This window comes from Rhizobium sp. Root491, from assembly GCF_001427205.1.
GTDB classification, from domain to species: Bacteria; Pseudomonadota; Alphaproteobacteria; order Rhizobiales; family Rhizobiaceae; genus Agrobacterium; species Agrobacterium tumefaciens.
In genome coordinates this window covers 330,931-354,727 of record NZ_LMFF01000014.1, presented here as the reverse complement: position 1 = coordinate 354,727, position 23,797 = coordinate 330,931, and the positions used below count along the sequence as shown (strand labels likewise).

The 23,797-nt window shown below is 58.8% G+C and carries 16 protein-coding genes; 7 read left to right on the top strand and 9 right to left on the bottom strand.

Features of this window, described 5'->3' with window-relative positions; genetic code table 11:
- The first annotated feature begins 117 nt into the window (after window positions 1–117).
- The 6 genes from ASD46_RS16540 to trxA all read left to right on the top strand — a co-directional run bounded on the left by ASD46_RS16540 (window position 118) and on the right by trxA (window position 12,090).
- On the top strand, window positions 118–2,700 hold the full coding sequence (locus ASD46_RS16540) for a sensor histidine kinase (protein ID WP_013635192.1): 2,583 nt from the start codon (window positions 118–120) through the stop codon (window positions 2,698–2,700).
- Entirely contained in the window at window positions 2,697–4,202 is a 1,506-nt protein-coding gene (gene tsaE / locus ASD46_RS16535) for a tRNA (adenosine(37)-N6)-threonylcarbamoyltransferase complex ATPase subunit type 1 TsaE (protein ID WP_025594740.1), read from the top strand. Before ASD46_RS16540 ends, tsaE begins: the two co-directional genes overlap by 4 nt.
- A gap of 23 nt (window positions 4,203–4,225) precedes the next feature.
- Window positions 4,226–4,963 (top strand): nucleotidyltransferase family protein, encoded by a 738-nt coding sequence (locus ASD46_RS16530; RefSeq protein ID WP_025594739.1) that lies wholly within the window; start codon window positions 4,226–4,228, stop codon window positions 4,961–4,963.
- A complete protein-coding gene (gene addB, locus ASD46_RS16525; protein WP_025594737.1) occupies window positions 4,960–8,145 on the top strand; it encodes a double-strand break repair protein AddB in 3,186 nt (1,061 codons plus the stop codon). Before ASD46_RS16530 ends, addB begins: the two co-directional genes overlap by 4 nt.
- Window positions 8,135–11,692, top strand: a complete 3,558-nt coding sequence (gene addA, locus ASD46_RS16520) for a double-strand break repair helicase AddA (protein ID WP_025594735.1) — start codon at window positions 8,135–8,137, stop codon at window positions 11,690–11,692. Before addB ends, addA begins: the two co-directional genes overlap by 11 nt.
- 77 nt (window positions 11,693–11,769) lie before the next feature.
- A complete protein-coding gene (gene trxA / locus ASD46_RS16515) occupies window positions 11,770–12,090 on the top strand; it encodes a thioredoxin (RefSeq protein WP_003516334.1) in 321 nt (106 codons plus the stop codon).
- A 49-nt stretch (window positions 12,091–12,139) separates the two neighbouring features.
- Here the strand turns inward: trxA and ASD46_RS16510 are convergent, their stop codons facing one another.
- The 8 genes from ASD46_RS16510 to ASD46_RS16475 all read right to left on the bottom strand — a co-directional run bounded on the left by ASD46_RS16510 (window position 12,140) and on the right by ASD46_RS16475 (window position 20,393).
- Window positions 12,140–13,519: a bifunctional folylpolyglutamate synthase/dihydrofolate synthase gene (locus ASD46_RS16510; protein WP_174041043.1), complete on the bottom strand. Its 1,380-nt coding sequence runs from the start codon at window positions 13,517–13,519 to the stop codon at window positions 12,140–12,142.
- A gap of 85 nt (window positions 13,520–13,604) precedes the next feature.
- A complete protein-coding gene (gene accD / locus ASD46_RS16505; protein WP_060642530.1) occupies window positions 13,605–14,498 on the bottom strand; it encodes an acetyl-CoA carboxylase, carboxyltransferase subunit beta in 894 nt (297 codons plus the stop codon).
- A 27-nt stretch (window positions 14,499–14,525) separates the two neighbouring features.
- Window positions 14,526–15,365, bottom strand: coding sequence for a tryptophan synthase subunit alpha (gene trpA / locus ASD46_RS16500; protein WP_003516338.1), 840 nt, complete (start codon window positions 15,363–15,365; stop codon window positions 14,526–14,528).
- A gap of 4 nt (window positions 15,366–15,369) precedes the next feature.
- On the bottom strand, window positions 15,370–16,590 hold the full coding sequence (gene trpB / locus ASD46_RS16495; protein ID WP_019565940.1) for a tryptophan synthase subunit beta: 1,221 nt from the start codon (window positions 16,588–16,590) through the stop codon (window positions 15,370–15,372).
- Window position 16,591: 1 nt separating this feature from the next.
- Window positions 16,592–17,254 carry a phosphoribosylanthranilate isomerase gene (locus tag ASD46_RS16490; protein ID WP_025594733.1) on the bottom strand — a complete coding sequence of 221 codons (663 nt, stop codon included), beginning with the start codon at window positions 17,252–17,254 and terminating at the stop codon, window positions 16,592–16,594.
- Window positions 17,255–17,356: 102 nt separating this feature from the next.
- On the bottom strand, window positions 17,357–18,124 hold the full coding sequence (locus tag ASD46_RS16485) for a M48 family metallopeptidase (RefSeq protein ID WP_025594732.1): 768 nt from the start codon (window positions 18,122–18,124) through the stop codon (window positions 17,357–17,359).
- A gap of 68 nt (window positions 18,125–18,192) precedes the next feature.
- Window positions 18,193–19,425: a polyhydroxyalkanoate depolymerase gene (locus tag ASD46_RS16480; protein WP_025594731.1), complete on the bottom strand. Its 1,233-nt coding sequence runs from the start codon at window positions 19,423–19,425 to the stop codon at window positions 18,193–18,195.
- A gap of 125 nt (window positions 19,426–19,550) precedes the next feature.
- A complete protein-coding gene (locus tag ASD46_RS16475; RefSeq protein ID WP_019565943.1) occupies window positions 19,551–20,393 on the bottom strand; it encodes a fumarylacetoacetate hydrolase family protein in 843 nt (280 codons plus the stop codon).
- A gap of 127 nt (window positions 20,394–20,520) precedes the next feature.
- Here ASD46_RS16475 and ASD46_RS16470 point away from each other — a divergent pair, with 127 nt between their 5' ends.
- The gene (locus tag ASD46_RS16470) at window positions 20,521–21,123 is read left to right on the top strand and encodes a nitroreductase family protein (protein WP_025594729.1); all 603 of its coding nucleotides are present in this window, start codon (window positions 20,521–20,523) and stop codon (window positions 21,121–21,123) included.
- A gap of 103 nt (window positions 21,124–21,226) precedes the next feature.
- Here ASD46_RS16470 and gyrB read toward each other — a convergent pair whose 3' ends face one another.
- A complete protein-coding gene (gene gyrB / locus ASD46_RS16465) occupies window positions 21,227–23,662 on the bottom strand; it encodes a DNA topoisomerase (ATP-hydrolyzing) subunit B (protein ID WP_003516345.1) in 2,436 nt (811 codons plus the stop codon).
- Window positions 23,663–23,797 lie beyond the last annotated feature (135 nt).

Below are 23,797 nucleotides of genomic sequence, written 5' to 3'. Positions count from 1 at the left end.
GCAGATTTATGAAGACGGTATTGTCATCGAACTTGATTCGGACACGCCAAAGGGCGGCGGGGACGAAATGGGATGTCTTGTCGAAGATGCGGCACATAGGACGGAGACAGACCGGGGATGACGGTTCACAATTCGGATCTGCGCGAGCAGACAGTTCAACGCGTTGAAAACACGCATGCTGGCGTGGCATTGGGCGCGGCCATGGCGCGTTGCCGGCTGGCGATCAGTGCTGTGCGGACAGGCTTTTCGCGGCTTCCCGTCCTGATGTCCGGCACGGTTCTCGCCGGTTCTGCAAATGTGGCGCTGGCGCAGGACGGTCTTGTCGCAAAGACCGGCGCGCGGCTGTTTTCATCCGGAGAAACCATCACCTATTCGCTTTTTGTCGGCATGCTTTCGGCAACGCTGTTTTCCGTCGTCTGGCTGGTGCGCCAGCGCGGTAATATCGAGGCGGAGAGCGGTGAATACCGCAAGGCGCTGGCAGAATCCCACCACAAGATCGCGAAATACGAGGCGCTTATCTCCGACAAGAGCCGGCGCATCGTCATCTGGGACGGCGTGGACAAGCGCCCCGAATTCCTGGGGCAACTGCCCGTAGAGACGGGCGCACCGCAGGCGGATCACGATTTTCTGGCCTTCGGGCGCTGGCTGAAGCCATCATCCGCGAGCCAGCTTGAAAAATCCCTCGAAAAACTTCGCAGCCACGCACAGAGTTTCGATCTGACCATCGAGACGCAGCGCGGCGAAGTCATTGAAGTTCAAGGCCGGGTTTCCGGCGGCAATGCCTTCGCGCGTTTCGTCGCCCTCAACAACCTGCGCGCCGAACTGGCCGAATTGCAGGTGGAGCGCGAGCGCCTGATCGCCTCGGTCTCCACGTTTCAGGAACTTCTCGATTCGATCGAACAGCCCGTCTGGCGGCGCAATGGCGAAGGCGAACTCATATGGGTGAACCACGCCTATGCGCACGCTGTGGATGCGCGCGATGCCGAACAGACCATTCAGGAGAAACGCGAGCTTCTGAACACCGTTACCCGGCAGAAGATACGTGCGGCCGCTACTCCGAGTTCCCCCTATCACGATCGCATTTCGACGGTGGTTTCCGGAAACCGTACCTTCTTCGACGTTGTCGATATCAAGACGGCAGGCGGTTCTGCAGGCATCGCCATCGATGCTACCGAAGCGGAAACCACCCGCGAGGAAATGAAGCGGGTTCTGAAAAGCCACGCCGAAACGCTGGATCATCTCGCAACGCCCGTCGCCATTTTCGACGGCCGGCAGCGGCTGCAATTCTACAATCAGGCCTTTGCCAGCCTGTGGGGATTCGATCTGGTTTTCCTGGAATCCGGCCCCGATAATTCCGAGCTTCTCGACAGGCTGCGCACCGCCGGCAAATTGCCCGAGCAGCTGAACTGGAAAAACTGGAAAGAGACGGCACTCTCCGTTTACCGCTCTCTCGATACCAAGACCGATCTGTGGCATCTGCCCAACGGCCAGACGTTGCGGGTTATCGCGACCGCCCACCCGCAGGGTGGCGCGACATGGGTCTTCGAGAACCTGACCGAACAGGTCGATCTGCAGATGCGTTACAACACCTTGGTGAAGGTGCAAGGCGAAACCATCGACCATCTGGCCGAAGGTGTCGCCGTGTTTGGTGCGGACGGACGTATTCGCCTTTCCAACCCGGCATTCAGGGCCCTCTGGGGCGTTACCGCCGAGCAGGCGGAAACTGGAACCCACATCCGCGCCGTGGAGGCCGCCTGCACGCAATCCTACGACAAGCCGGATGGCTGGCGCTCTTTCAGCCAGTTCATCACAAGCTTTGACGACGAACGCCCGTCGAGACAGGGAACGCTGGAGCTACTCTCAGGCCTGGTCCTGGACTACGCCATTATTCCGCTGCCGGATGCGCAGACCATGCTGACATTCGTCAACATGACTGACAGCGTGCGGGCCGAGCGGGCGCTCAAGGAAAAGAACGACGCACTGCTCAAGGCCGACGAGCTGAAGAACGATTTCGTACAGCACGTCTCTTATGAGTTGCGCTCGCCGCTGACCAATATCATTGGCTTTACCGATCTCCTGAAGACCCCGGGTATTGGAGAATTGACGGACCGGCAGGCAGAATATCTCGACCATATTTCCACCTCTTCCTCGGTTCTTCTGACCATCGTCAACGACATCCTCGATCTCGCGACCGTCGATGCTGGCATCATGCAGTTGAACTATTCGGAAAACGATCTCAACGAATTGCTCGATGACGTTTCGGTGCAGATTGCCGACCGGCTACAGGAAAGCGGTATTTCGCTCGAGATCGTCGCACCCGCGCATCTCGGTAGTCTGGTGGCGGATCACCAGCGCCTGAAGCAGATCCTCATCAAGCTCCTCACCAATGCAATCAATTTTGCGCCGGAAGGGTCTTCCGTTCAGCTTTCATGCCAGCGCAGCGAGGGTGACTTCCTGTTCTCGGTGGCGGACAAGGGACCGGGTATCCCCGAAGACATGCTCAAGGCCGTGTTTGACCGCTTCGAGACGCGCGGCAACGGCGGGCGGCGGACCGGCGCTGGCCTTGGCCTTTCTATCGTGGAGAGCTTCGTCAGCCTGCATCACGGCACTGTCAGCATCGACAGCCGGCCCGGCAACGGCACCATCGTCACCTGCCGCATTCCTTCGGGCGTGCACCCGCATTCCATCGCCGCAGAATGAGTGACGATATCCTGCCGATCACCCTTTCCCTCAATGGGGAAAAGGACACCATCCGGTTAGGCGAAGATCTGGCGCTGGCTTTGGGAGCTGGCGATTGCCTCGCGCTGATCGGAGATCTCGGCGCGGGCAAATCCACCCTCGCCCGCGCCTTCATCCGGGCGATGGCGGATGCACCTGATCTTGAAGTTCCAAGCCCCACATTCACGATCATCCAGACCTATCCAACACGCATTCCCGTTGCCCATCTTGATCTGTACCGACTGTCTGACGTCTCAGAACTGGACGAACTCGGCATCGACGAGATGCTGGAAGACGGTATCTGCCTGATCGAGTGGCCTGATATCGCCGCCGACATCCTTCCGCCAAACCAGACCATCAGCCTGCGGCTGGAACACTCCGGTGGCGGGCGTCGGGCTGTAATCGATGCTCCCGCGAAACAGAAAGCACGCCTTGAGCGCGTTTTTGCCATTCGCGATTTTCTTGCGAAAAATGGCAAGGGCGACGCGACCCGCCATTTCCTAAGCGGCGATGCTTCCACACGCGCCTATGAGACCATTTCCACCGATGGTCCGGACCTTATCCTGATGGACTGGCGACGCCCTTTGAGAGGTGCGATCGTTGCTGACGGCAAGACCTATGCGGAAATCGCCCATCTTGCCCAGAATGCCCGTTCCTTCGTGGCGATCGGCAATTATCTGCGAAATAGCGGCTTTTGCGCGCCTGAAATACTGGCGGCGGATACCGATCAGGGCATTCTCCTCCTGGAGGACCTCGGGCGGGATGGGGTGCTTGCGCCTGACGGAACGCCGATAGAGGAACGTTATCTGCAAAGCGTCGCCTGCCTCGCCGCCCTTCATAAAGCTCCGACACCGCGCAAGCTGCCAGTTGGTGACGGCAGCACCTACGAAGTGCCTCCTTTCGATCGACCGGCGATGAAGATCGAGGTGTCGCTGCTGGTGGAATGGTATCTGCCCCACAAACGCGGCAAATCACTGTCCGATACCGAGAAGCGTGACTATTATGCTCTCTGGGACGGCCTGATAGACGCGCTCAGTGGCTGCGAAAGCGGGCTACTTCTGCGCGATTTCCATTCGCCGAACATTCTCTGGCAAGAGCATAATGCAGGCATCCGGCAAGTCGGACTGATCGATTTTCAAGACGCGATGATCGGCCCGACGGCCTACGATCTCGCCTCCATCGTGCAGGATGCGCGGGTTACCATTTCGCCCGAACTGCAGGAACGCCTGCTTTCGCACTATCTCGACATTAGACGAGACGAGCCGTCCTTCGATGAGGCGTCCTTTCTCAAGGCTTTCGCCATCATGTCGGCGCAGCGCAACTGCAAACTGGCGGGTATCTGGGTAAGGCTGTTGGAACGCGATGGCAAACCCGGTTATATGAAACATATGCCAAGGACGTTTCGCTATCTTTCCGCAGCGCTTTCGCATCCCGAACTTGCACCGCTCAAAGACTGGTGCGTCCATATGGGCATGGAATTTTAAAGACTGAAAGACGGTTGACCAAGATGACGATCAAGAACGCGATGGTGCTGGCCGCCGGGCTCGGCACCCGGATGCGCCCGATCACGGATACGATCCCGAAACCGCTCGTCAAGATCGCCGGCAAACCGATGATCGACTACGCGCTCGACGCCCTTGTCGAGGCCGGCGCCGAGAAGATCGTCGTCAACGTCCATCACCATGCCGATCAGATGATCGCCCATCTTGAAACCCGTACCGACGCCGAAATCCTGATTTCCGACGAGCGCTCGCAGCTGATGAATTCCGGTGGCGGGCTTGCCAAGGGCCTGAAACTTCTGGAGCCAGGTCGCGTCTTCGTCATGAATGCCGATCTTTTCTGGATTGGCGAGCAGCTGAATGCCGTCAGCAACCTGCGCAAGCTTGCACAATTCTTCGATGTCACGCGCATGGATATGGCGATGCTCTGCGTCGATATGGACCGTACCACCGGTCATAACGGCAAGAGGGATTTCAACCTCTCTTCGGATGGTAGACTGGCGCGGTATCGCGACGGGGACACGAACCCGGTGGTTTATGCTGGGGCCATTGCCATGGATTCGCACCTGCTGGACGATGCGCCGGGGGATGCTTTCAACCTGAATATCTATTTCGACAGCGCCATCGAGAAAGACCGGCTTTTCGGGCTTTCACTGGATGGCCACTGGATAACCGTCGGCACTCCCGATGCGATAGACGATGCCGAAAGTATCATCCGGCAATACAGGGAAAAGCGCTCTGCATGACTTTGACCCATCACGCAAAGCGCGTCCTGACGATCGCTGCGGGAACACCGTTCCTCAAAACGCTCGCGGAAACGCTGTGTGACGGGACACTGACAGCCGGCTATAAATATGACCCTGCGGATCCGCTTTCGCTTGCCAAGGTGACGATCTATGTTCCGACCCGGCGCTCCGCCCGCGTGCTGCGCTCAGAATTTGTCGATCTTCTGGGCGGTCGTTCCGCCATTTTGCCACTGATCCGGCCGCTCGGCGAAACCGATGACGACAGCGGCTTCTTCGAGATCGAAAATCCTGAGATCATGGATCTGGCGCCCCCGATTTCCGGCACCGGCCGGCAAATCGAGCTGGCGCGCCTCATTCTGGCATGGCGCAACAGCCTGCCGGACGCCATCAGGGCCATCCATTCGGACTCACCACTTGTCGCACCAGCCAGCCCTGCCGACGCCATATGGCTGGCGCGCGCGCTTGGCGAAGTGATCGATGCGATGGATACGGAAGAAAAGGAATGGGAGGCGCTCGCGCATCTCGATACCGGCGATCACGCCCAATGGTGGCAGCTGACGGCGGATTTCCTGAAAATCGCCAGCGTGTTCTGGCCCGCCCGTCTTGCCGAACTCAATCGAACTTCCGCAGGCCGACATCGCAACGGCATCCTGAGGGCGGAGGCGAACCGGCTTGCCAACCTGCCGGACACCGGACCAATCATCGTTGCGGGCTCCACGGGCTCAATTCCGGCAGCAGCAGACCTTATCGCCTCTGTCGCCTCCCTGCCCCAGGGCGTCGTCGTGCTTCCGGGCCTCGATCTTACGATGCCGGAGGAACAATGGGAGGCTATTGCCGAGGACCCTACCGATCCTTCAAGCCGCACCCATTCGCAATACGGGCTCTACATGCTGTTGCAGAAGCTCGACATCATGCGAGACGATGTCGTTCAGATCGGCGCTATCGATAGCGATCTTGAAAAACGCGCGGCGGTTTTTTCGGCAGCACTTGCTCCTGCCAAATCCACCAGCGACTGGAACCGCTGGCGTGAGGACAAGCAACCCGGATTTTTCGACGATGCTTTTGCGGCAGCGACCCTGATAGAAGCTGCAAACGAGCGCGAAGAGGCAACCGCAATTGCGGTGGCGCTGCGGCTGGCGCTTGAAGCGCCGGGCGCTGGCCGCCCGTCTCAGGCCGCGCTGATCACGCCCGATCGCGGACTGGCCAGGCGCGTGGCGACGGAATTGCAGCGCTTCGGTATCGAAGCCGACGATTCCGCCGGTACGCCGCTTTCCGCCACGCCGCAGGCCGGACTGACCCAACTCGCACTGGAAGCGATCCTCAGGCCCGGAGATCCGGTGCCGGTCATTTCCCTTCTGAAACATCCGCTCAGCCGTTTCGGGCTTTCGCTGGAGGCTTTTACAAAAGCATCAAAGGCGCTGGAATTGATCGCACTTAGAGGCGGCCGCGTCGAAACCGAAATCGGCAATCTGGAGGCGGTTCTCGATGCGCAACTGGCGGCGCAGCGCGATGACCGGCATCCGCCTGCCTGGAGGCTGGCACTGCCCGAGGGAAGCGTAGATGCCGCGCGCGATCTGGCACGCCGGATCGCCGTTTCGACAGAGCCGCTTGGCAGCGCATTCGTTCGTCGCGACCGCTCAGGCCGGTCTTTCACGGACAAATTGCCGCTTTCCGATTGGGCCGAGCGGACGGGCCGGGTAATCGAAGCCATCTGCGCGGATGACAACAACGATCTTGCCACTCTCTGGTCCGGCGAGGCAGGCGACAAGCTTTCCGGCCTGTTTGGCGAATTGATGGAAAGCGGCGAAATCCTGGATGCGGATGGTCCGCAATGGGCTGATATCTTCGCGGCACTGGTGGCTGGCGAATCGATCAAGCCGCGATCCATGCGCCATCCGCGCATTTTCATTTTCGGTGCCCTTGAGGCACGACTGCAAAGCGTCGACACTGTCGTGATCGGCGGTCTCAATGAAGGGCTTTGGCCGGGCCAGACGGCAAACAACCCGTTTCTGTCCCGCAACATGAAGACAGCCATCGGCCTGGAACCGCCGGAACGGCGCATCGGCCAGCTGGCGCACGATTTCGAGATGGCGAACGGGACACGGCAGATTTTCTACAGCCGCGCGCTCAGACAGGGCTCGACACCCGCAGTCGCATCACGCTGGCTGCAACGGTTGCTGGCACTCGGCGGGGAGGATTTTGCCGACCAGCTGAAGAAGCGCGGCGAGACCTATCGCCACTGGGCGGCCCTGATGGATGCGAGCATCGATCAGGAAGCAGCAAAGCGCCCTGCCCCCAAACCGCCGGCCGACTTGCAGCCGAAGAGCTATTCCTTCAGCGAAGTGGGCAGGCTGCGCCGTGACCCCTATTCGATCTATGCGCGGCGTATCCTGAAGCTCAACCCGCTTGATGGCTTCAACCGCGATCCCAATGCCGCCGACCGTGGCACGCTCTATCATGCAATCATCGAGCGCTATTCCCGCGAGGGGCATATTCCCGGCACACCGGCATCGCTCGAGGCCATGCAGCGTATTCTGGATGAAAGTTTCGACGCGGAAGATCTTCCTGCACATGTCGATGTCATCTGGCGCCCGCGATTCGAGGCGGTGGCACGCGCCTTCATCGACTGGGAGAAAGAACGACATCCATCCATCCGCCGCAGCTTTTTCGAGGCGCGTGCCGGACAGGAAATCCCCGAGGCAGGCATAAGGCTGACCGGCATCGCCGACCGCATAGATATCAAGACCGGCGGTCAGGCGGATGTTATCGACTACAAAACGGGGCTTGCGCCTTCAGTCAATCAGGCGCGCGCGCTGCTCGACCCGCAGCTCGCGCTGGAAGCGGCAGCACTGATGCGGGGCGCCTTCCGCGAGGCGGGTTCGCAGACACCGGAAAACCTTATCTATGTGCGCCTGCGGCCGGGTACCCGTTTTTTTGCCGACCAGGTGAACAACGAACACTCCAACCGGGGTGGCAAAAAAGCACCGAAATCGGCAATCGAGCTGGCAACCGAATCAATCGATCAGCTGGCCAAGTTCGTGCGTTCGCTGCGTGATGGCGAGAACGGTTTTGCCTCGCGGCTGGTGCCGGAGGAGCAACAATCCTACGGTGGGGAATATGACCACCTCGCCCGGGTTTCGGAATGGTCGACGGCAGAACCGGGAGACGGCGATGATGATTGACCCTATCGATCACGGGCCTGCCACGGACACCCCGCAAAGCTGGATAGACTGGACGAGCGACCGACAGCGGCTCGCCTCCGATCCGGCAAGTTCCGCCTGGGTTTCGGCCAATGCCGGTTCCGGCAAGACCCATGTGCTGACCCAGCGCGTCATCCGTCTACTTCTGGCCGGGTGCCGACCCTCCGCAATTCTGTGCCTCACCTATACCAAGGCAGCGGCGTCCGAAATGTCGAGCCGCGTTTTCGACCGTCTGGCGGAATGGGCTACGTTGCCGGATAACGATCTTGGGGATCGCGTCGCTGCCATCGAAGGAAAGATGCCGGATCGCATCAAGCTGGCCGAAGCGCGGCGGCTGTTCGCCAAGGCGCTGGAAACGCCCGGTGGGCTGAAGATCCAGACGATCCACGCCTTCTGCGAAGCCTTGTTGCATCAGTTCCCGCTGGAGGCCAATGTCGCCGGCCACTTCTCCGTCCTTGATGACCGCGCCGCAACAACCCTGCTGGCTGAGGCACGTCGGTCGCTTTTAACGGCGGTTTCGACGGAGGGAGACACCGATCTCGCGCAGTCTCTCGCCTATGTGCTTGATTTGGCGGACGAAAGCGGGCTCGAATCGCTACTCACCGCCATCATCGCCAATCGCAGCGCCCTTCGTGCCTTTTTGATCGATGCAAAACAGGCTGATGGCATCGATGCCCAATTGCGGCAGGCAATGCAGATAGACGCGGGTGAAACCGAAGAAACGGCAGCGGCGGCATTCTGGCCCTTGCCCGGTCTCTCGGGGCTTTCCCTCGATACCTATCTGACGCTTGCCGATGAAGTGGGCGGATCGCGAGTCATAGATGTCGCTTATGCCCTGCGGGAAGCGAAACGGCAGACGGATTCCGTGCGGCGCATGGAATTCATCGAAGCTGCGCTGTTGACAGCCAAGGGCGAGAAAAAATCCGATGCCTATGTCATCAACAAGGGCATGCAGAAATCCGCACCCGATCTCGTCGACGCGCTGACGCTTGCGCGGGACCATGTCGTGGCCTGTCGCAACCGCTATCGTCTGGTGCGAATGCTGGAGGCGACGAAATGCGCGCTTGTTCTGGCTGAGAGACTGATCGGCGATTTCGAGGATCTGAAAAAGCAGCGAAGCCAGCTCGATTTCGAGGATCTGATCGAGCGCGCCGCCAATCTCCTCAACCGCGATACGGCGGGCGCCTGGGTGCATTACAAGCTAGATCAGGGTATCGACCATATTCTCGTCGATGAGGCGCAGGATACCAGCCCTGTGCAATGGTCGATCATCCAGTCGCTGGCGGCGGACTTCTTCAGCGGCGAGAGCGCCCGCATGGGGCGGCGCACGCTTTTTGCCGTCGGTGATGAAAAGCAATCGATCTATTCGTTCCAGGGCGCACGACCGGAGCGGTTTTCGCAGGAGCGCGACGAGACCAAAAGGCGTGTCGATTCGGTGGAGCAGGCATTTCACCGCATCCGCCTGCCGCTGTCCTTCCGTTCCACGGAAGATGTGCTGGCCGCCGTCGATCAGGTCTTTTCGGACCCTAAAAATGCCAGCGGCCTCAGCGCCGATAACGAGCCAGTCGAACACCGCTCCAACCGCGCCGGCCACCCCGGCACCGTGGAAGTCTGGGATATGGTGGCGCCGGAAACCACCGAGGACGAAGAAGACTGGACGGCACCTTTCGATGCACTTCGGGAAAGCGCGCCGGCCACCATCGTTGCCCGCCGGATCGCCGCGCGCATTGCCGGCATGATCGGCAACCAGACAATCATCGAAAAGGGCGTGGAACGCGCTATTGAGCCCGGCGATATTCTTGTGTTGGTCAGAAAACGCCATGCTTTCGTCAATGCGCTGACCCGTGAGCTGAAACGGCGCAAGAACATTCCCGTCGCCGGTGCCGACCGTCTTCGCCTGACCGATCACATCGCCGTGCAGGACCTTCTGGCGCTTGGCCGTTTTGTCGTGCTGCCTGAGGATGACCTTTCTCTGGCCGCGCTGTTGAAAAGCCCGCTTTTCAATCTCTCCGAAGACGATGTTTTCGACGTCGCTGCCACGCGATCCGATACGGAGAGCGTGTGGCAAAGATTGCAGACGCTTTCGAAAGACGAGAACAGCCGCTTCTTCGCAGTCGCCGACAAGCTCAAGAACTTTATCGGGCTTTCGAAAACGGCAACGGTGCATGATTTCTTCGCTGCGGTTCTGACCCTGCATGACGGGCGCAAAAAATTCCTGGGTCGTCTCGGCAACGAGGCGAGCGATGTTCTGGACGAGTTCCTGTCCTTTGCGCTTGACCATGAAAGGACCGGCTTGCCCGGCCTGCAAGCCTTCCTATCCGTTCTGGAAACGGATTCGCCGGAGGTGAAACGCGAACAGGACAAGGATCGCGGTGAAGTGCGGATCATGACCGTGCACGCCTCCAAGGGTCTAGAAGCGCCGGTTGTTTTTGTGGTCGATGGCGGTTCGAGAGCCTTCAACCACAGTCATGTCCCGAAACTGCGCTTCGTTGAAGCAGACGGGGATGCCTTCCCCGTCTGGCTGCCTGGCAGCGGTTTTTCCAATCATCTCATTCGCGCCGATGAGGAACGCCTGAAGACGGCCGCGGAAGACGAATATCGCCGGCTGCTTTATGTGGCGATGACACGTGCCGCCGATCATCTGGTCGTTTGCGGTTATCGCGGCCAGAAGGAAAATCCCGAATGCTGGCACGCCATCGTCAAGGCAGCACTTGCCGACAATGAAAAGCACTGCCAGCCGCAACAGTTTATGGCCGATGGTGAAGAGTGGCAGGGGCTTGTCTGGCGCAAGTCCGATGCTCGTTCGACCCCCGCTCCGAAAAGGCTGCCTGAACCACAGACGCAAGAAGAATATGCTCTCCCGGCTGGGCTTCTTACCCCCTTGCCCGCCCTGCCATCATTGCCGAGGCCACTCAGCCCTTCCGGTGCGGGCACCATCATTGATGACGGTGCGGACGATCTTGCCGTGCGTTCGCCGCTTTTCGGCGAAAAAGCCGATGTCTCCTCGCTGGCATTGCAACGCGGTCGGTTAGTGCATCGCATGCTGCAGGCCCTGCCGGATTTTGCCGAGAGTGAGCGGGAAGAGGCAGCCCGCCGTTATGCCGAACGTGCCGCACGGTTCTGGCCGTCTGCCGAGCGCGAACATCTGATACGGGCGGTTTTGCGGGTCATGTCAGAACCAGCGGTGCAGCCGGCATTTTCGCCCAATAGCCGCGCAGAAGTTTCCATTATGGGGACCATGACGATCGGCAGGCAGCATTATGCGGTTTCCGGCCGTATCGACCGGCTGGCAGTGGATGGCGACCGCGTCATTCTGGTCGATTACAAGACGAACCGCGTGCCGCCGCGCGACGCGCACGAGATACCCTTCTCCCACACGGCACAGCTTGCCATCTATCGCGAAATTCTGTCACCGCTTTATCCCGGCAAGGAATTTGTCTGCGCGCTGATTTATACGGAAAATGCCGCTTTTATGACGGTTGGTGACGATGCCATGAAGCAAGCCCTTGCCGCAATAAAGACAAAGTGAGATACCGGGGCATTGAAATTTCGACGCCCCCGCATCACATCGATAGTGGAAAAGATTCACTGAAAGGAGAGCCAGATATGGCTACCGTAAAAGTCGACGCCGCCAACTTCCAGTCCGAAGTCCTCGAATCCTCCGAACCTGTCGTAGTGGATTTCTGGGCCGAATGGTGCGGCCCGTGCAAAATGATCGCGCCGAGCCTCGAAGAAATTTCGTCTGAGCTTGCCGGCAAGGTCAAGGTCGCAAAGCTCAACATCGACGAAAACCCGGAACTGGCTGCCCAGTTCGGCGTTCGCTCCATCCCGACTCTTGCCATCTTCAAGAGCGGCGAAGTGGCTGACATCAAGGTCGGCGCTGCGCCCAAGACAGCGCTTTCGGCCTGGATTTCCGGCGCCGCGTAAGCTACTTTCCATGGAATAAAGAAAAGCCCGGCAGCGATGCCGGGCTTTTTTATTCGGGAACCGTACCGTTCAATGCAAGCGCGTTTCCGGCAAGATAAAGCGAGCCGCCGATCAGGATGCGCGGCGGCGGCCCTTCGGGATCGAAGCGACGCGATAGCTCGTCCAGCGCCTCGGTCAGCGAAGATGTAGGCGCCGCAACCAGACCGGCATCAAAGGCCGCATGGGCAAGCACGACGGGATCGATTGCGGCATCAGTGCCGCCGATTGGAACCGTGAAGACATACTCCGCAATATCGGCGAAAGCCTTGAAATAGCCCACCGGATCCTTGGTGTTGATCATGCCGGCAATGATGAACAGCGGGCGCGGTGTCTTTTCTTCAAACCCCGCCATTGCCTCGGCAATGACTTCGCCCGCGCCTGGGTTGTGACCACCATCGATCCAGATTTCCGCATCCTTCGGAGCGATTTCAGCGACTTTTCCGGTTAGGACACGCTGAAGACGGCCGGGCCATTCCACTGTTGTCATGGCCTTTTCGATCATCCGCTCCGTCACCTCAAAACCGGCAGCCTTGACGGCCCGGATCGCGGCAGCGGCATTGGCAAGCTGGTGTCGACCGGGAAGACGTGGCAGCGGCGCGTCGGTCAGGCCGAATTCATCCTGGTAGACCATACGGCCGAATTCTTCATGGGCGGAAAAATCCTGCCCATAGACTGATGCCGGGCAACCAAGACGCTCAGCCGTGGAAACGAGGGTATCCAGCGCCGCATCATACTGCTGATGACCAATGACGACAGGGGAACCCGACTTCATGATGCCGGCCTTTTCAGCGGCAATCAGTTCCACCCGGTCGCCGAGATAGGCCTGATGATCGAGCGATATCGGCATGATAACGGAAACGGCCGGGTTGTTGATCACATTGGTCGCATCGAAGCGCCCACCGAGTCCAACCTCGACCACGGCAGCATCTGCCGGGTGCTCCGCGAAGAGCAGAAACATCGCGGCGGTCAGAATTTCGAAAACCGTTATCATCTGGCCGCCGTTGGCAGCTTCGATGCGGCGCAGCGCATCCGCAAAGACGGCATCATCGACATAACGGCCTTTTTCGCCGGAAACGCCGATGCGATAACGTTCATGCCAGTTCACGAGATGCGGAGAGGTGTGAACGTGCACGGAAAGTCCTGCCGCCTCCAGTAATGCGCGGCAAAAGGCCGTAACCGAACCCTTGCCGTTGGTGCCTGCGACATGAATAACCGGCGGCAACCTTTTCTGAGGGCTGCCTAGTTTTTCCAGAAGACGGGAAATTCTGTCCAGTGAAAGATCAAAACCCTTGGGGTGAAGCTGCATCAGCTTTTCGATGATCTGTTCGGCCTCGCCGATTGCGGGCTTCGTCATATCTTCTGTTCGCCTTTCAGGCGTTGTCTTGGCCATTTGTCCGCCGCACCCGAGATGAAATCATGCAACGTATAACGTCATCCCGAAGGCGCTTCCCGCCTCCGGGCGACATATTTTTCCGTCAGGCCGAAGCCGCAAGCGGAATGACCGCGTTTGCTTCTGCCGGAGCCTTCGTCATGATCTTGAGAAGGCTTGCCAGCGTATCGGGAATTTCGCGGCGATCGATCACCATATCCACCATGCCGTGCTCCAGCAGGTATTCCGATGTCTGGAAGCCTTCCGGGAGCTTTTCGCGAATAGTCTGCTCGATCACGCGCTTGCCCGCAAAGCAGATTTCGGCGCCCGGCTCGGCGATATGCACGTCACCCAGCATGGCGTAGGAAGCAGTGACACCACCAGTCGTCGGGTTCGTCAGAACCACGATGTAGGGCATGCCTGCTTCTTTCAGCATGTTGACAGCAACCGTGGTGCGCGGCAGCTGCATCAGTGACAGAATGCCTTCCTGCATGCGGGCGCCACCGGAGGCCGGGAACATGACCAGCGGGCAACGCTCTGAAATGGCGCACTCGAAAGCCTTGACGATGGCTTCGCCGGCCGCGATGCCGAGAGAACCGCCCATGAACTGGAATTCATGCACAACGGCAACGATCTTCAGGCCTTTCAGGAGACCAACGCCGGCAAGGATAGTATCTTCCTGCTCGGTCTTCGTGCGGCTGTCGCGCAGACGGTCGGTGTATTTCTTGGAATCGCGGAACTTCAGCGGATCCTGCGCCACCTTCGGCTGCGGCAAGGCCTCATAGACGCCACCATCGAAAAGATCGACGAGACGCGCCTTTGCCGGCATCTTCATGTGGTAACCGGAAGCCGGAATGACCCACTTGTTATCTTCCAGATCCTTGTGGAAGACCATCTCGCCCGTTTCCGGGCACTTGATCCACAGGTTCTCAGGAACCTCCGGGCGGCGGCCAAGCATGGAATTGATCCGGGGCCGTACGTAATTGGTGATCCAGTTCAACTGACTACTCCTGACTGGGCCGCGCGCTTATTCCGCAGCGGCAAGGCGCGACGCACGCACGCCCGTTGAAAGTCCTTTTACCAGCGTCGTGACGGATGGCACGGTATCGGCGGTCGCCTGCCCGTCCTTCGTCAGACTGCCGGCAATCTGGTTGACGATGGCCGAACCGACCACCACGCCATCCGCCACGGCACCGATCGCTTTGGCATGATCGGCCGTCTTGACACCAAAACCGACGCAAACCGGCAGTTCAGTATGCGCCTTGATACGACCGACCGCGCCAGAGATCAACGAAGGATCGGGCAGTGCGGAACCGGTAATCCCGTTCATCGATACGTAATAAACGAAACCTGAGGTATTTTTAAGAACGGTCGGCAAGCGCTTGCCATCCGTCGTCGGCGTGGCGAGACGGATGAAATTCACGCCGCGCGCCAAGGCGGGCACGCAGAGCTCATCATCCATTTCAGGCGGCAGATCGACAACGATCAGACCATCGACGCCAGCCGCCAACGCATCGTCAAGAAATTTGTCGACGCCGTAGATGTAGATCGGATTGTAATATCCCATCATCACGATCGGGGTCGCGTCGTCTTCCTTGCGGAACTCGCGGGCGAGATCGAGCGTGGTTTTCAGCGTCTGGCCGCCTTTCAGCGCGCGCTGTCCTGCCAGCTGGATCGCCGGGCCATCCGCCATCGGGTCGGAAAACGGCATGCCGAGCTCGATAACGTCGGCGCCTGCTTCCGGCAGGGCCTTCATGATGCCGAGCGAGGTTTCAAAATCCGGGTCGCCGCCCATAAAATAGGTAATCAGAGCCGGGCGGTTTTCAGCGCGCAGATCGGCAAAGCGCTTGTCCATACGTGCAGTCATGGTCTTACATTTCCATTCCGAGGAACTTGCTGACGGTGTGGACATCCTTGTCCCCACGACCCGAGAGATTCATCAGGATGATCTCATCCTTGCCCATCTTCGGTGCGCGCTTGATGACTTCCGCCAGCGCGTGACTTGGCTCCAGAGCGGGAATGATGCCTTCGAGGCGCGTCAGCATCTGGAAGGCGTCCAGCGCCTCGTGGTCCATGATCGGTACATATTCCACGCGGCCGATATCGTTCAGCCAGGAATGCTCAGGGCCGATGCCGGGATAATCGAGACCTGCGGAGATAGAATGGCCTTCCTTGATCTGGCCATCCGCATCCTGAAGAAGGTAGGTGCGGTTTCCGTGCAGAACGCCCGGTGAACCGGCTGTGATCGAAGCGCAATGCTCCTCGCCCGAAAGACCCCTGCCGCCAGCCTCGACGCCGACGATACGGACACTCTTGTCATCAAGGAAAGGATGGAAGATGCCGATGGCATTCGAGCCACCGCCAACAGCCGCAATGACCATATCCGGAAGACGGCCCTCCGCCTCCAGCATCTGTGCCTTTGCTTCCTCACCGATGACGGCCTGGAAATCGCGAACCATTTCCGGATAGGGATGCGGGCCGGCAGCTGTGCCGATCAGGTAATAGGTGTCGTCGACATTGGTGACCCAGTCGCGCAGCGCCTCGTTCATGGCATCTTTCAGAGTGCCGTGGCCAGCCGTTACCGGCTTTACCTCAGCGCCCAGAAGCTTCATGCGGAAAACATTCGGCGCCTGACGGGCAACATCCGTCGCGCCCATATAAACGACGCAGGGCAGGCCGAAGCGCGCGGCGACGGTCGCCGAGGCAACGCCGTGCTGGCCGGCACCGGTTTCGGCAATGATACGGGTCTTGCCCATGCGCTTGGCAAGCAGGATCTGGCCAAGGCAATTGTTGATCTTGTGCGAGCCGGTGTGATTCAGCTCTTCGCGCTTGAAATAGATCTTGGCGCCGCCCAGTTCGGCCGTCAGGCGTTCCGCGAAATAAAGCGGGCTCGGGCGGCCAGTGTAATGAGCGCCGAGATATTTGAGTTCTGCCTGAAATTCGGGATCGGTCTTTGCCTTCTCCCACTCCGCCTGCAAATCCAGAATAAGCGGCATCAGCGTTTCGGCAACGAAGCGGCCTCCGTAAATGCCAAAACGGCCGTCCTCATCGGGACCGGCGCGGAAAGAATTGGGTGTTGGCGCGTCGTTCACTTCAAGCTCCCTTTGGGCCTTTCGACCAATCATTCACCACATCGAAGAATGCATCAATCATCGCAAGATCCTTGACGCCCGGCGCGCTCTCCACACCGGACGACAAATCCAGTCCGCCAGCTCCGGTTTCGGCCAGAGCCTCCGCGACATTGTCCTTGTTCAATCCCCCGGAAAGCATGTAATCGATACTTCCGTCAAGAGAGCGCAGGATGGTCCAGTCGAAGGATACTCCGTTGCCGCCCGGCAAATCGGAACCCGCAGGCGCCTTGGCATCCAGCAGGAAACGGTCGGCTATGCCTATATAGGGATCAATCTTGGCAAGATCAGCGGCGTCGCGAACGGAAAGCGCCTTCATTACCGGAAGGCCGTAGAGTGCTTTGATGTTCAGCACCCTCTCAGGGCTTTCACTACCGTGCAATTGCAGAATATCCGGTCTCAGCAGATCGACGATCTCGTCCAGATCATCATTGTCGGCATTGACGGTAACGGCGACCACCTTTGCGGCGCCACGGACGGCTTCCGCCAGCCTGCCGGCGATATCGGGCTCGATGTTGCGGGGGCTCTTTTCAAAGAAAATAAAGCCGACATGGGAGGCGCCGCGCCTGACGGCACGCTCCAGCGCTTCCGGTGTCTTCAATCCGCAAATCTTGATATCCGGTTTCATACCCGCGACCTGACACGAAATGCGACAAGAGTCGAGCCAAATCGCACCCGTTTTCCATGGAATGTTTCACGTGAATCCAGATGGCGATGCACGTCTCCACTTTCAATCAAAATCGATGGCGTGGAGTTTAGAGCCGTGACGTTTCAGCCATTCCTTGGCTTCCTGCGTATGCGGGCAGAGTTTTTCGCACAGGGCCCAGAATTTCGGGCCGTGGTTCATTTCCCTCAGATGCGCAACCTCGTGGGCTGCGAGATAATCGATGACCTTTTCCGGAGCCATGACGATACGCCACGAGAAACTCAGATTTCCATCATGGGAACACGATCCCCAGCGGCTGCGGGTGTCCTTCATGCTGATGGATCGCACGGGCTTTCCGGCCGCGCTCGCGTGAACCGCAACAAGCCTCTCCAGATCAGCCTTCGCTTCCTTTTTCAAAAACATGGACACCCGCCTGCGCAGGTGTTCGGGCGCTCCGCTGACTTTCAATACCGCGGTGCCGTCCTCGTCTTTGGAGATATGAGTCAGGCCACGCAGGCTGCCAGTGTGATGGATACGATGGGATACGCCGCGAATATCAACCGACGCACCATGACGCAAACCGTCATCTGGGCTGATTTTCGAAAGCTTGCCTTCAATCCAGCCCTGATGCCTTTCGAGAAAATCATCCACCTGGCCATGGTGAAGCCCCATCGGGATCGTCAGCTTCAGGGCCCGGCCGCCGGGTTCGATGCGCAAGGTGATGCGCGTGGCGCGCGGGTTTTCCTTCACCGTAATGGGCACATGACGGCCAGCCACCTCGACGGTGCGCTGGCTGGGCGCTACCTTTTTCGGCGCCGGCGACTTCACGGATTTTCTGAGGAACGAAAACATGGACTGTTCATAGCCGATTCGACACCGGCTTGGCCACGCAAATGCGCGGCATCGCCTGGCTTCCAGCGCTAGACAGTCTGGTTCTTGCGGATGAATTCCACCATGCGCGGCACAATCTCCTTGCGGAAACGCGACCCGTTGAAAACGCCGTAGTGACCGACGTCGGGCTGCATGTAGTGCGCACGCTTTTCATCGGGGATGTTCCGGCAAAGATCGTGTGCGGCTTTGGTCTGGCCCACACCGGAAATATCGTCGTTTTCGCCTTCCACGGTGAACAGCGCGACGTTACGAATGGCAGCGGGATCGACCGCCCTGCCCCGATGCTGCATGTTTCCCTTGGGAAGCGCGTGTTCGATGAAGACGGTTTCCACTGTCTGCAGGTAGAACTCCGCCGTCAAATCCATTACGGCCAGATATTCATCGTAAAAATCGCGATGCTTCTCAGCGGAATCGCCGTCGTTCTTGACGAGGTTCAGGTAGAAATCCTTGTGTGCCGTCATGTGCTTGTCGAGGTTCATAGACATGAAGCCGGATAATTGCAGGAAGCCGGGATAGACATTCCGGCCAAAAGCCGGCTGCGGCCACGGTACCTGCATGACGACATTGTCGCGGAACCATTCGATTGGCTTGGCCGTGGCCAGACCGTTGACGGCTGTGGGATTGATGCGCGTATCGATCGGACCGCCCATCAGCGTCATGGATGCAGGCGCGAAACCGTCACCATCGGCTTCCATCAGGGACACTGCGGCCAGAACCGGAACCGAGGGCTGACAAACAGCGACCACATGGGCGCCGGGCCCGATCTCGCGCAACATATCGATGACGTAGCTGATGTAATCGTCGAGATCGAATGTCCCTTCGGTGACTGGCACCATGCGGGCATCGATCCAATCGGTGATATAGATATCCGCCGATGGCAGCAGCGCCTCGACCGTTCCCCGCAGCAATGTGGCGTAGTGGCCTGACATAGGCGCCACCAGCAGCACCTTCGAATCTGGTTTGCGGGCCGCATCGAGTTCTTTTTTGAAATGAACGAGATTGCAGAAGGGACGCGACCACATGATCTCTTCAGTGACGGCAACGGTCCGGTCATCGACGGTGGTAGTCGCCAAACCGAACTCCGGCTTGATGTAACGGCGCGTCAGGCGCTCGAATACCTCAAAGCCTGCGTCGAGGCTTCGCCCGAAGGCGGTGCTGGAAAGCGGGTTCAAAGGATTGCTGCATGCCTGGCGCATCATATCGGCACCGGCGCGCAGTGGCGCCATCGCCGCATGGTTCATTTCATAGAGGTGGTAGAACACTGATTACGCCTCCTCGCGGATCAAGCTCTTTTTTTGACCATAGCAGCTTTTCGCAACTGCACAAAATCGAAGGCGCCGGTGGTTTCCCTCCGGCGCCTCAATTTCAGTTGAACGTTTGTTGATAATCAGATGTCGGCAACGAAGGTCTGTTTCTGGGAACCGAGGCCTTCAATGCCGAGTTCAACGACATCGCCGGTCTTGAGGTAACGCGGGGGCTTCTGGCCCATGCCGACGCCCGGAGGCGTGCCGGTGGAAATGACGTCGCCGGGATGCAGAGACATGAACTGGCTGAGATAGGAAACGACATGCGCGACGCCGTAAACCATGGTCTTGCTGGAGCCGTCCTGCATTGTCTGGCCATTCACCTTCAGCCACATTCCGAGGTTCTGCGGATCGGTGATTTCGTCCTTCGTGACCAGCCAGGGGCCGATCGGACCGAAGGTGTCGCAGGATTTACCCTTGGTCCACTGTCCGGCACGCTCAGTCTGGAACGCGCGCTCAGAAACATCGTGCGAAACGCAATAACCGGCGACGTAGTCGAGAGCATCAGCCTCAGATACATATTTCGCGGTCTTGCCGATGACGACGCCGAGTTCGACTTCCCAGTCGGTCTTCTCAGAACCGCGCGGAATGACAACGTTGTCGTTCGGACCGACGATTGCCGAGGTCGCCTTCATGAAAATGACCGGTTCCGGCGGTACGGTCGCACCGGTTTCAGCGGCGTGGTCAGAGAAATTAAGGCCGATGCAGATGAATTTTCCGGTTCCGGCAACGCAAGCGCCAATGCGCTCTTCGGAGATTACGGGAAGAGTGCCGAGGTCGATGGCGGCAATCTTCTTCAGGCCTTCCGGAGAAATGGCTTCACCGCCGATGTCTTTGACATGAGCAGACAGATCGCGGACTTTTCCTTCCGCGTCGAGGATCGCAGGTTTTTCCTGGCCAGGCTGGCCAACGCGCATCAATTTCATGGAACTCTCTCCCGGTTGTCAGACAAGGTGATGCATATATGAACGATACATTCATACTTGTCACCCCTTGACTGCTTCGACTTTCGAAAAATACCTTTTCCCTCCCGACAATCAAAAGGACACGCCCGTGACGAACAGCAATTCCCGGCAATCCGAATATCCCGTCGATCCACTCTTCCTCGATCGCTGGTCTCCGCGCGCATTCGATGGAGATGCGATGCCAAACGAGCATCTGCTGACCATTCTCGATGCCGCGCATTGGGCGCCATCGGCATCCAACCAGCAACCGTGGCGGTTTGTCTACGCGCACAAAGATAGCGAGGATTGGCCGCTCTTCGTGGAACTGCTGATGGAAGGAAACCAGCGCTGGGCAAAAAATGCCTCGGTGCTACTCTTCATCCTTTCCCGCGACCACAATATTTCACGAGAGGGTGAGAAAAAGCCTTCAGCGACCCATTCCTTCGATGCCGGTGCGGCATGGTTTTCACTCGCCATGCAGGCGCATCTGCTCGGTTACCACGCCCATGGCATGGCAGGCATATTTAAAGACCAGATCGTGGAAAAGCTTGATGTTCCGGATGGATATAAGGTGGAGGCCGCAGTTGCCATCGGCACATTGACCGACAAGGCTGTTCTTCCTGACGATCTGGCAGAACGGGAAGTGCCCAGCAAGCGCCTCCCCCTTTCGGACGTAGCTTTCAAGGGACGGTTCACCGGCAAGGCCGATTGATATCCGACAACACAGATGACAAAAGGCCCGGCGGAAATTGACCGCCGGGCCTTTCGTTAAAGTTTCGTTTCACGTGAATCGTCACGCGAGACGTCCCACAGGATTAAATGTCGAGATTGGCAACGCTGAGCGCATTTTCCTGAATGAAGTCGCGGCGCGGTTCCACCTCATCACCCATCAGGCGCGAAAACAGGCCGTCGGCATCCGTCGCATCGTTGACCTTGACCTGCAGCAGCGAACGCACATTGGCGTCGAGTGTGGTTTCCCACAGCTGCTCGGCGTTCATTTCACCGAGACCCTTGTAACGCTGCATGGAAAGGCCCTTGCGGCCGGCGGCGAAAATAGCATCCAGAAGCGCACGCGGTCCGGCCAGTTCCATAGTGCCGTCCTTGCGTTGCAGAACCGGCGGAGTGACGTAAATATCGCGCGTGCGGGCCGCGAGCTGATCGATATGACGGGCATCGACCGAACCGATCAGGCCCATATCGAGCGTCGAGATTTCCTTGACACCGCGTACCATGCGCTCGAAGCGCAAGCCGCCATCTTCCAGCACCATGCCGGACCAGCCGCGTTCGGTTTCTTCCGCGATCATGTCCAGACGCCGGGCCACTTCGGCAACGGTTTCCTGGGCACGGGCGGCATCGGCCGAAAGCTCGGGGTTCAGGGCGCCGGCAATGGCGGCCTGTTCCACGATGGAGCGACTGTAGCGGGAATGCAGACCGTCGATCAGCGTGCGCATGCGCACCGCATCGAGAATGACCTCACGAAGGTCAGCGCCGATGCGTACTTCGCCGGAGCCGAGCGTCAGCGACGTATCCTCGATGCCCATCGAGATCAGATATTCTTCCAGCGCCTTCTCATCCTTGAGGTACTGCACGGATTTGCCGCGCGTCACCTTATAAAGCGGCGGCTGGGCGATATAGAGATGGCCACGCTCGATCAGTTCCGGCATCTGGCGGAAGAAGAAGGTCAACAGCAGGGTACGAATGTGGGCGCCGTCGACGTCAGCATCCGTCATGATGATGATCTTGTGGTAGCGCAGCTTGTCTGCGTTGAATTCGTCCTTGCCGATCGACGTGCCGAGCGCGGTGATCAGCGTGCCGATTTCCTGGCTGGACAGCATCTTGTCGAAACGGGCGCGCTCAACGTTCAGGATCTTACCACGTAGTGGCAGGATGGCCTGCGTTTCGCGCGAGCGGCCCTGCTTGGCCGAACCGCCTGCGGAGTCACCCTCGACGAGGAAGAGTTCGGATTTCGCCGGATCGCGTTCGGAACAATCGGCGAGCTTGCCGGGCAGAGAGGCGATATCGAGCGCACCCTTGCGGCGCGTCAGTTCGCGCGCCTTGCGAGCGGCTTCACGGGCAATGGCCGCTTCCACCACCTTGCCGACAAGGATCTTGGCGTCGGACGGATGTTCCTCGAGCCAAGTGGACAGGGCCTCATTGACGAGACTTTCCACGACAGGGCGCACTTCGGACGAAACGAGCTTGTCCTTCGTCTGCGAAGAAAACTTGGGGTCGGGAACCTTGACGGAAAGAATTGCCGTCAGTCCTTCGCGGCAGTCCTCACCCTGCAAGCTGACCTTTTCCCTTTTCATGATGCCGGAAGTCTCGGCATAGGATGTCATCTGACGCGTGAGCGCCGCGCGGAAGCCGGCCATATGGGTGCCGCCGTCGCGCTGCGGAATGTTGTTGGTGAAGCAGAGCACATTTTCGTGGTAGCTGTCGTTCCACCAGAGCGCGACCTCAACCGTGATGCCGTCCTTTTCGCCATGAATGGCCACCGGCTTGTCCACCAGCGGTTTCTTGGCCCGGTCGAGATAACGCACGAAGGCTTCAAGACCGCCATCGTAGAGCAACTCTTCCTGCTTGATATCAGAATGACGCTTGTCGGTGAGCACGATACGAACACCGGAATTCAAAAACGCCAGTTCGCGCAGGCGATGCTCCAGCGTACCAAAATCATAATCCGTCATGGTGAAGGTGTCGGGGCTCGCCAGGAAGGTGACTTCCGTGCCGGAGCGGCCTTCATATTCGCCAATGACCGAGAGCGGAGCATCGGCAACCCCATGGGTGAAGCCGATTTCGTGCAGCTTGCCATTGCGGCGGATTCTGAGCTTCAGCCAAACCGAGAGCGCATTTACGACCGAAACGCCCACGCCATGCAGACCGCCGGAAACCTTGTAGGAGTTCTGGTCGAATTTTCCGCCCGCATGAAGCTGCGTCATGATGACTTCCGCGGCGGAAACGCCTTCGGAAGAATGGATATCAGTCGGAATGCCGCGTCCGTTGTCCGTTACCGTCACCGAACCGTCGGCGTTCAGCGTCACCGTCACCAGATCGGCATGACCCGCGAGCGCCTCGTCGATGGCGTTGTCGACCACCTCGTAGACCATGTGATGCAGACCGGAGCCGTCATCGGTATCGCCGATATACATGCCGGGCCGTTTGCGCACAGCATCAAGACCCTTGAGGACCTTGATCGAATCGGCTCCGTATTCAGTGTTGGCGCCGACTTCGCTTGACGATGTTTCGGTCATAAGTACTCTTTCCAAAATTTCCTGGCCAAGTTTTCAGTGAGAAGGCCTGAAGCCCGCGAATCACTCAAATCCGACATACGACTATAGAAATTCTACACTCAATCCCAAAGGCCACATGCCTCAGAACGCTGCATA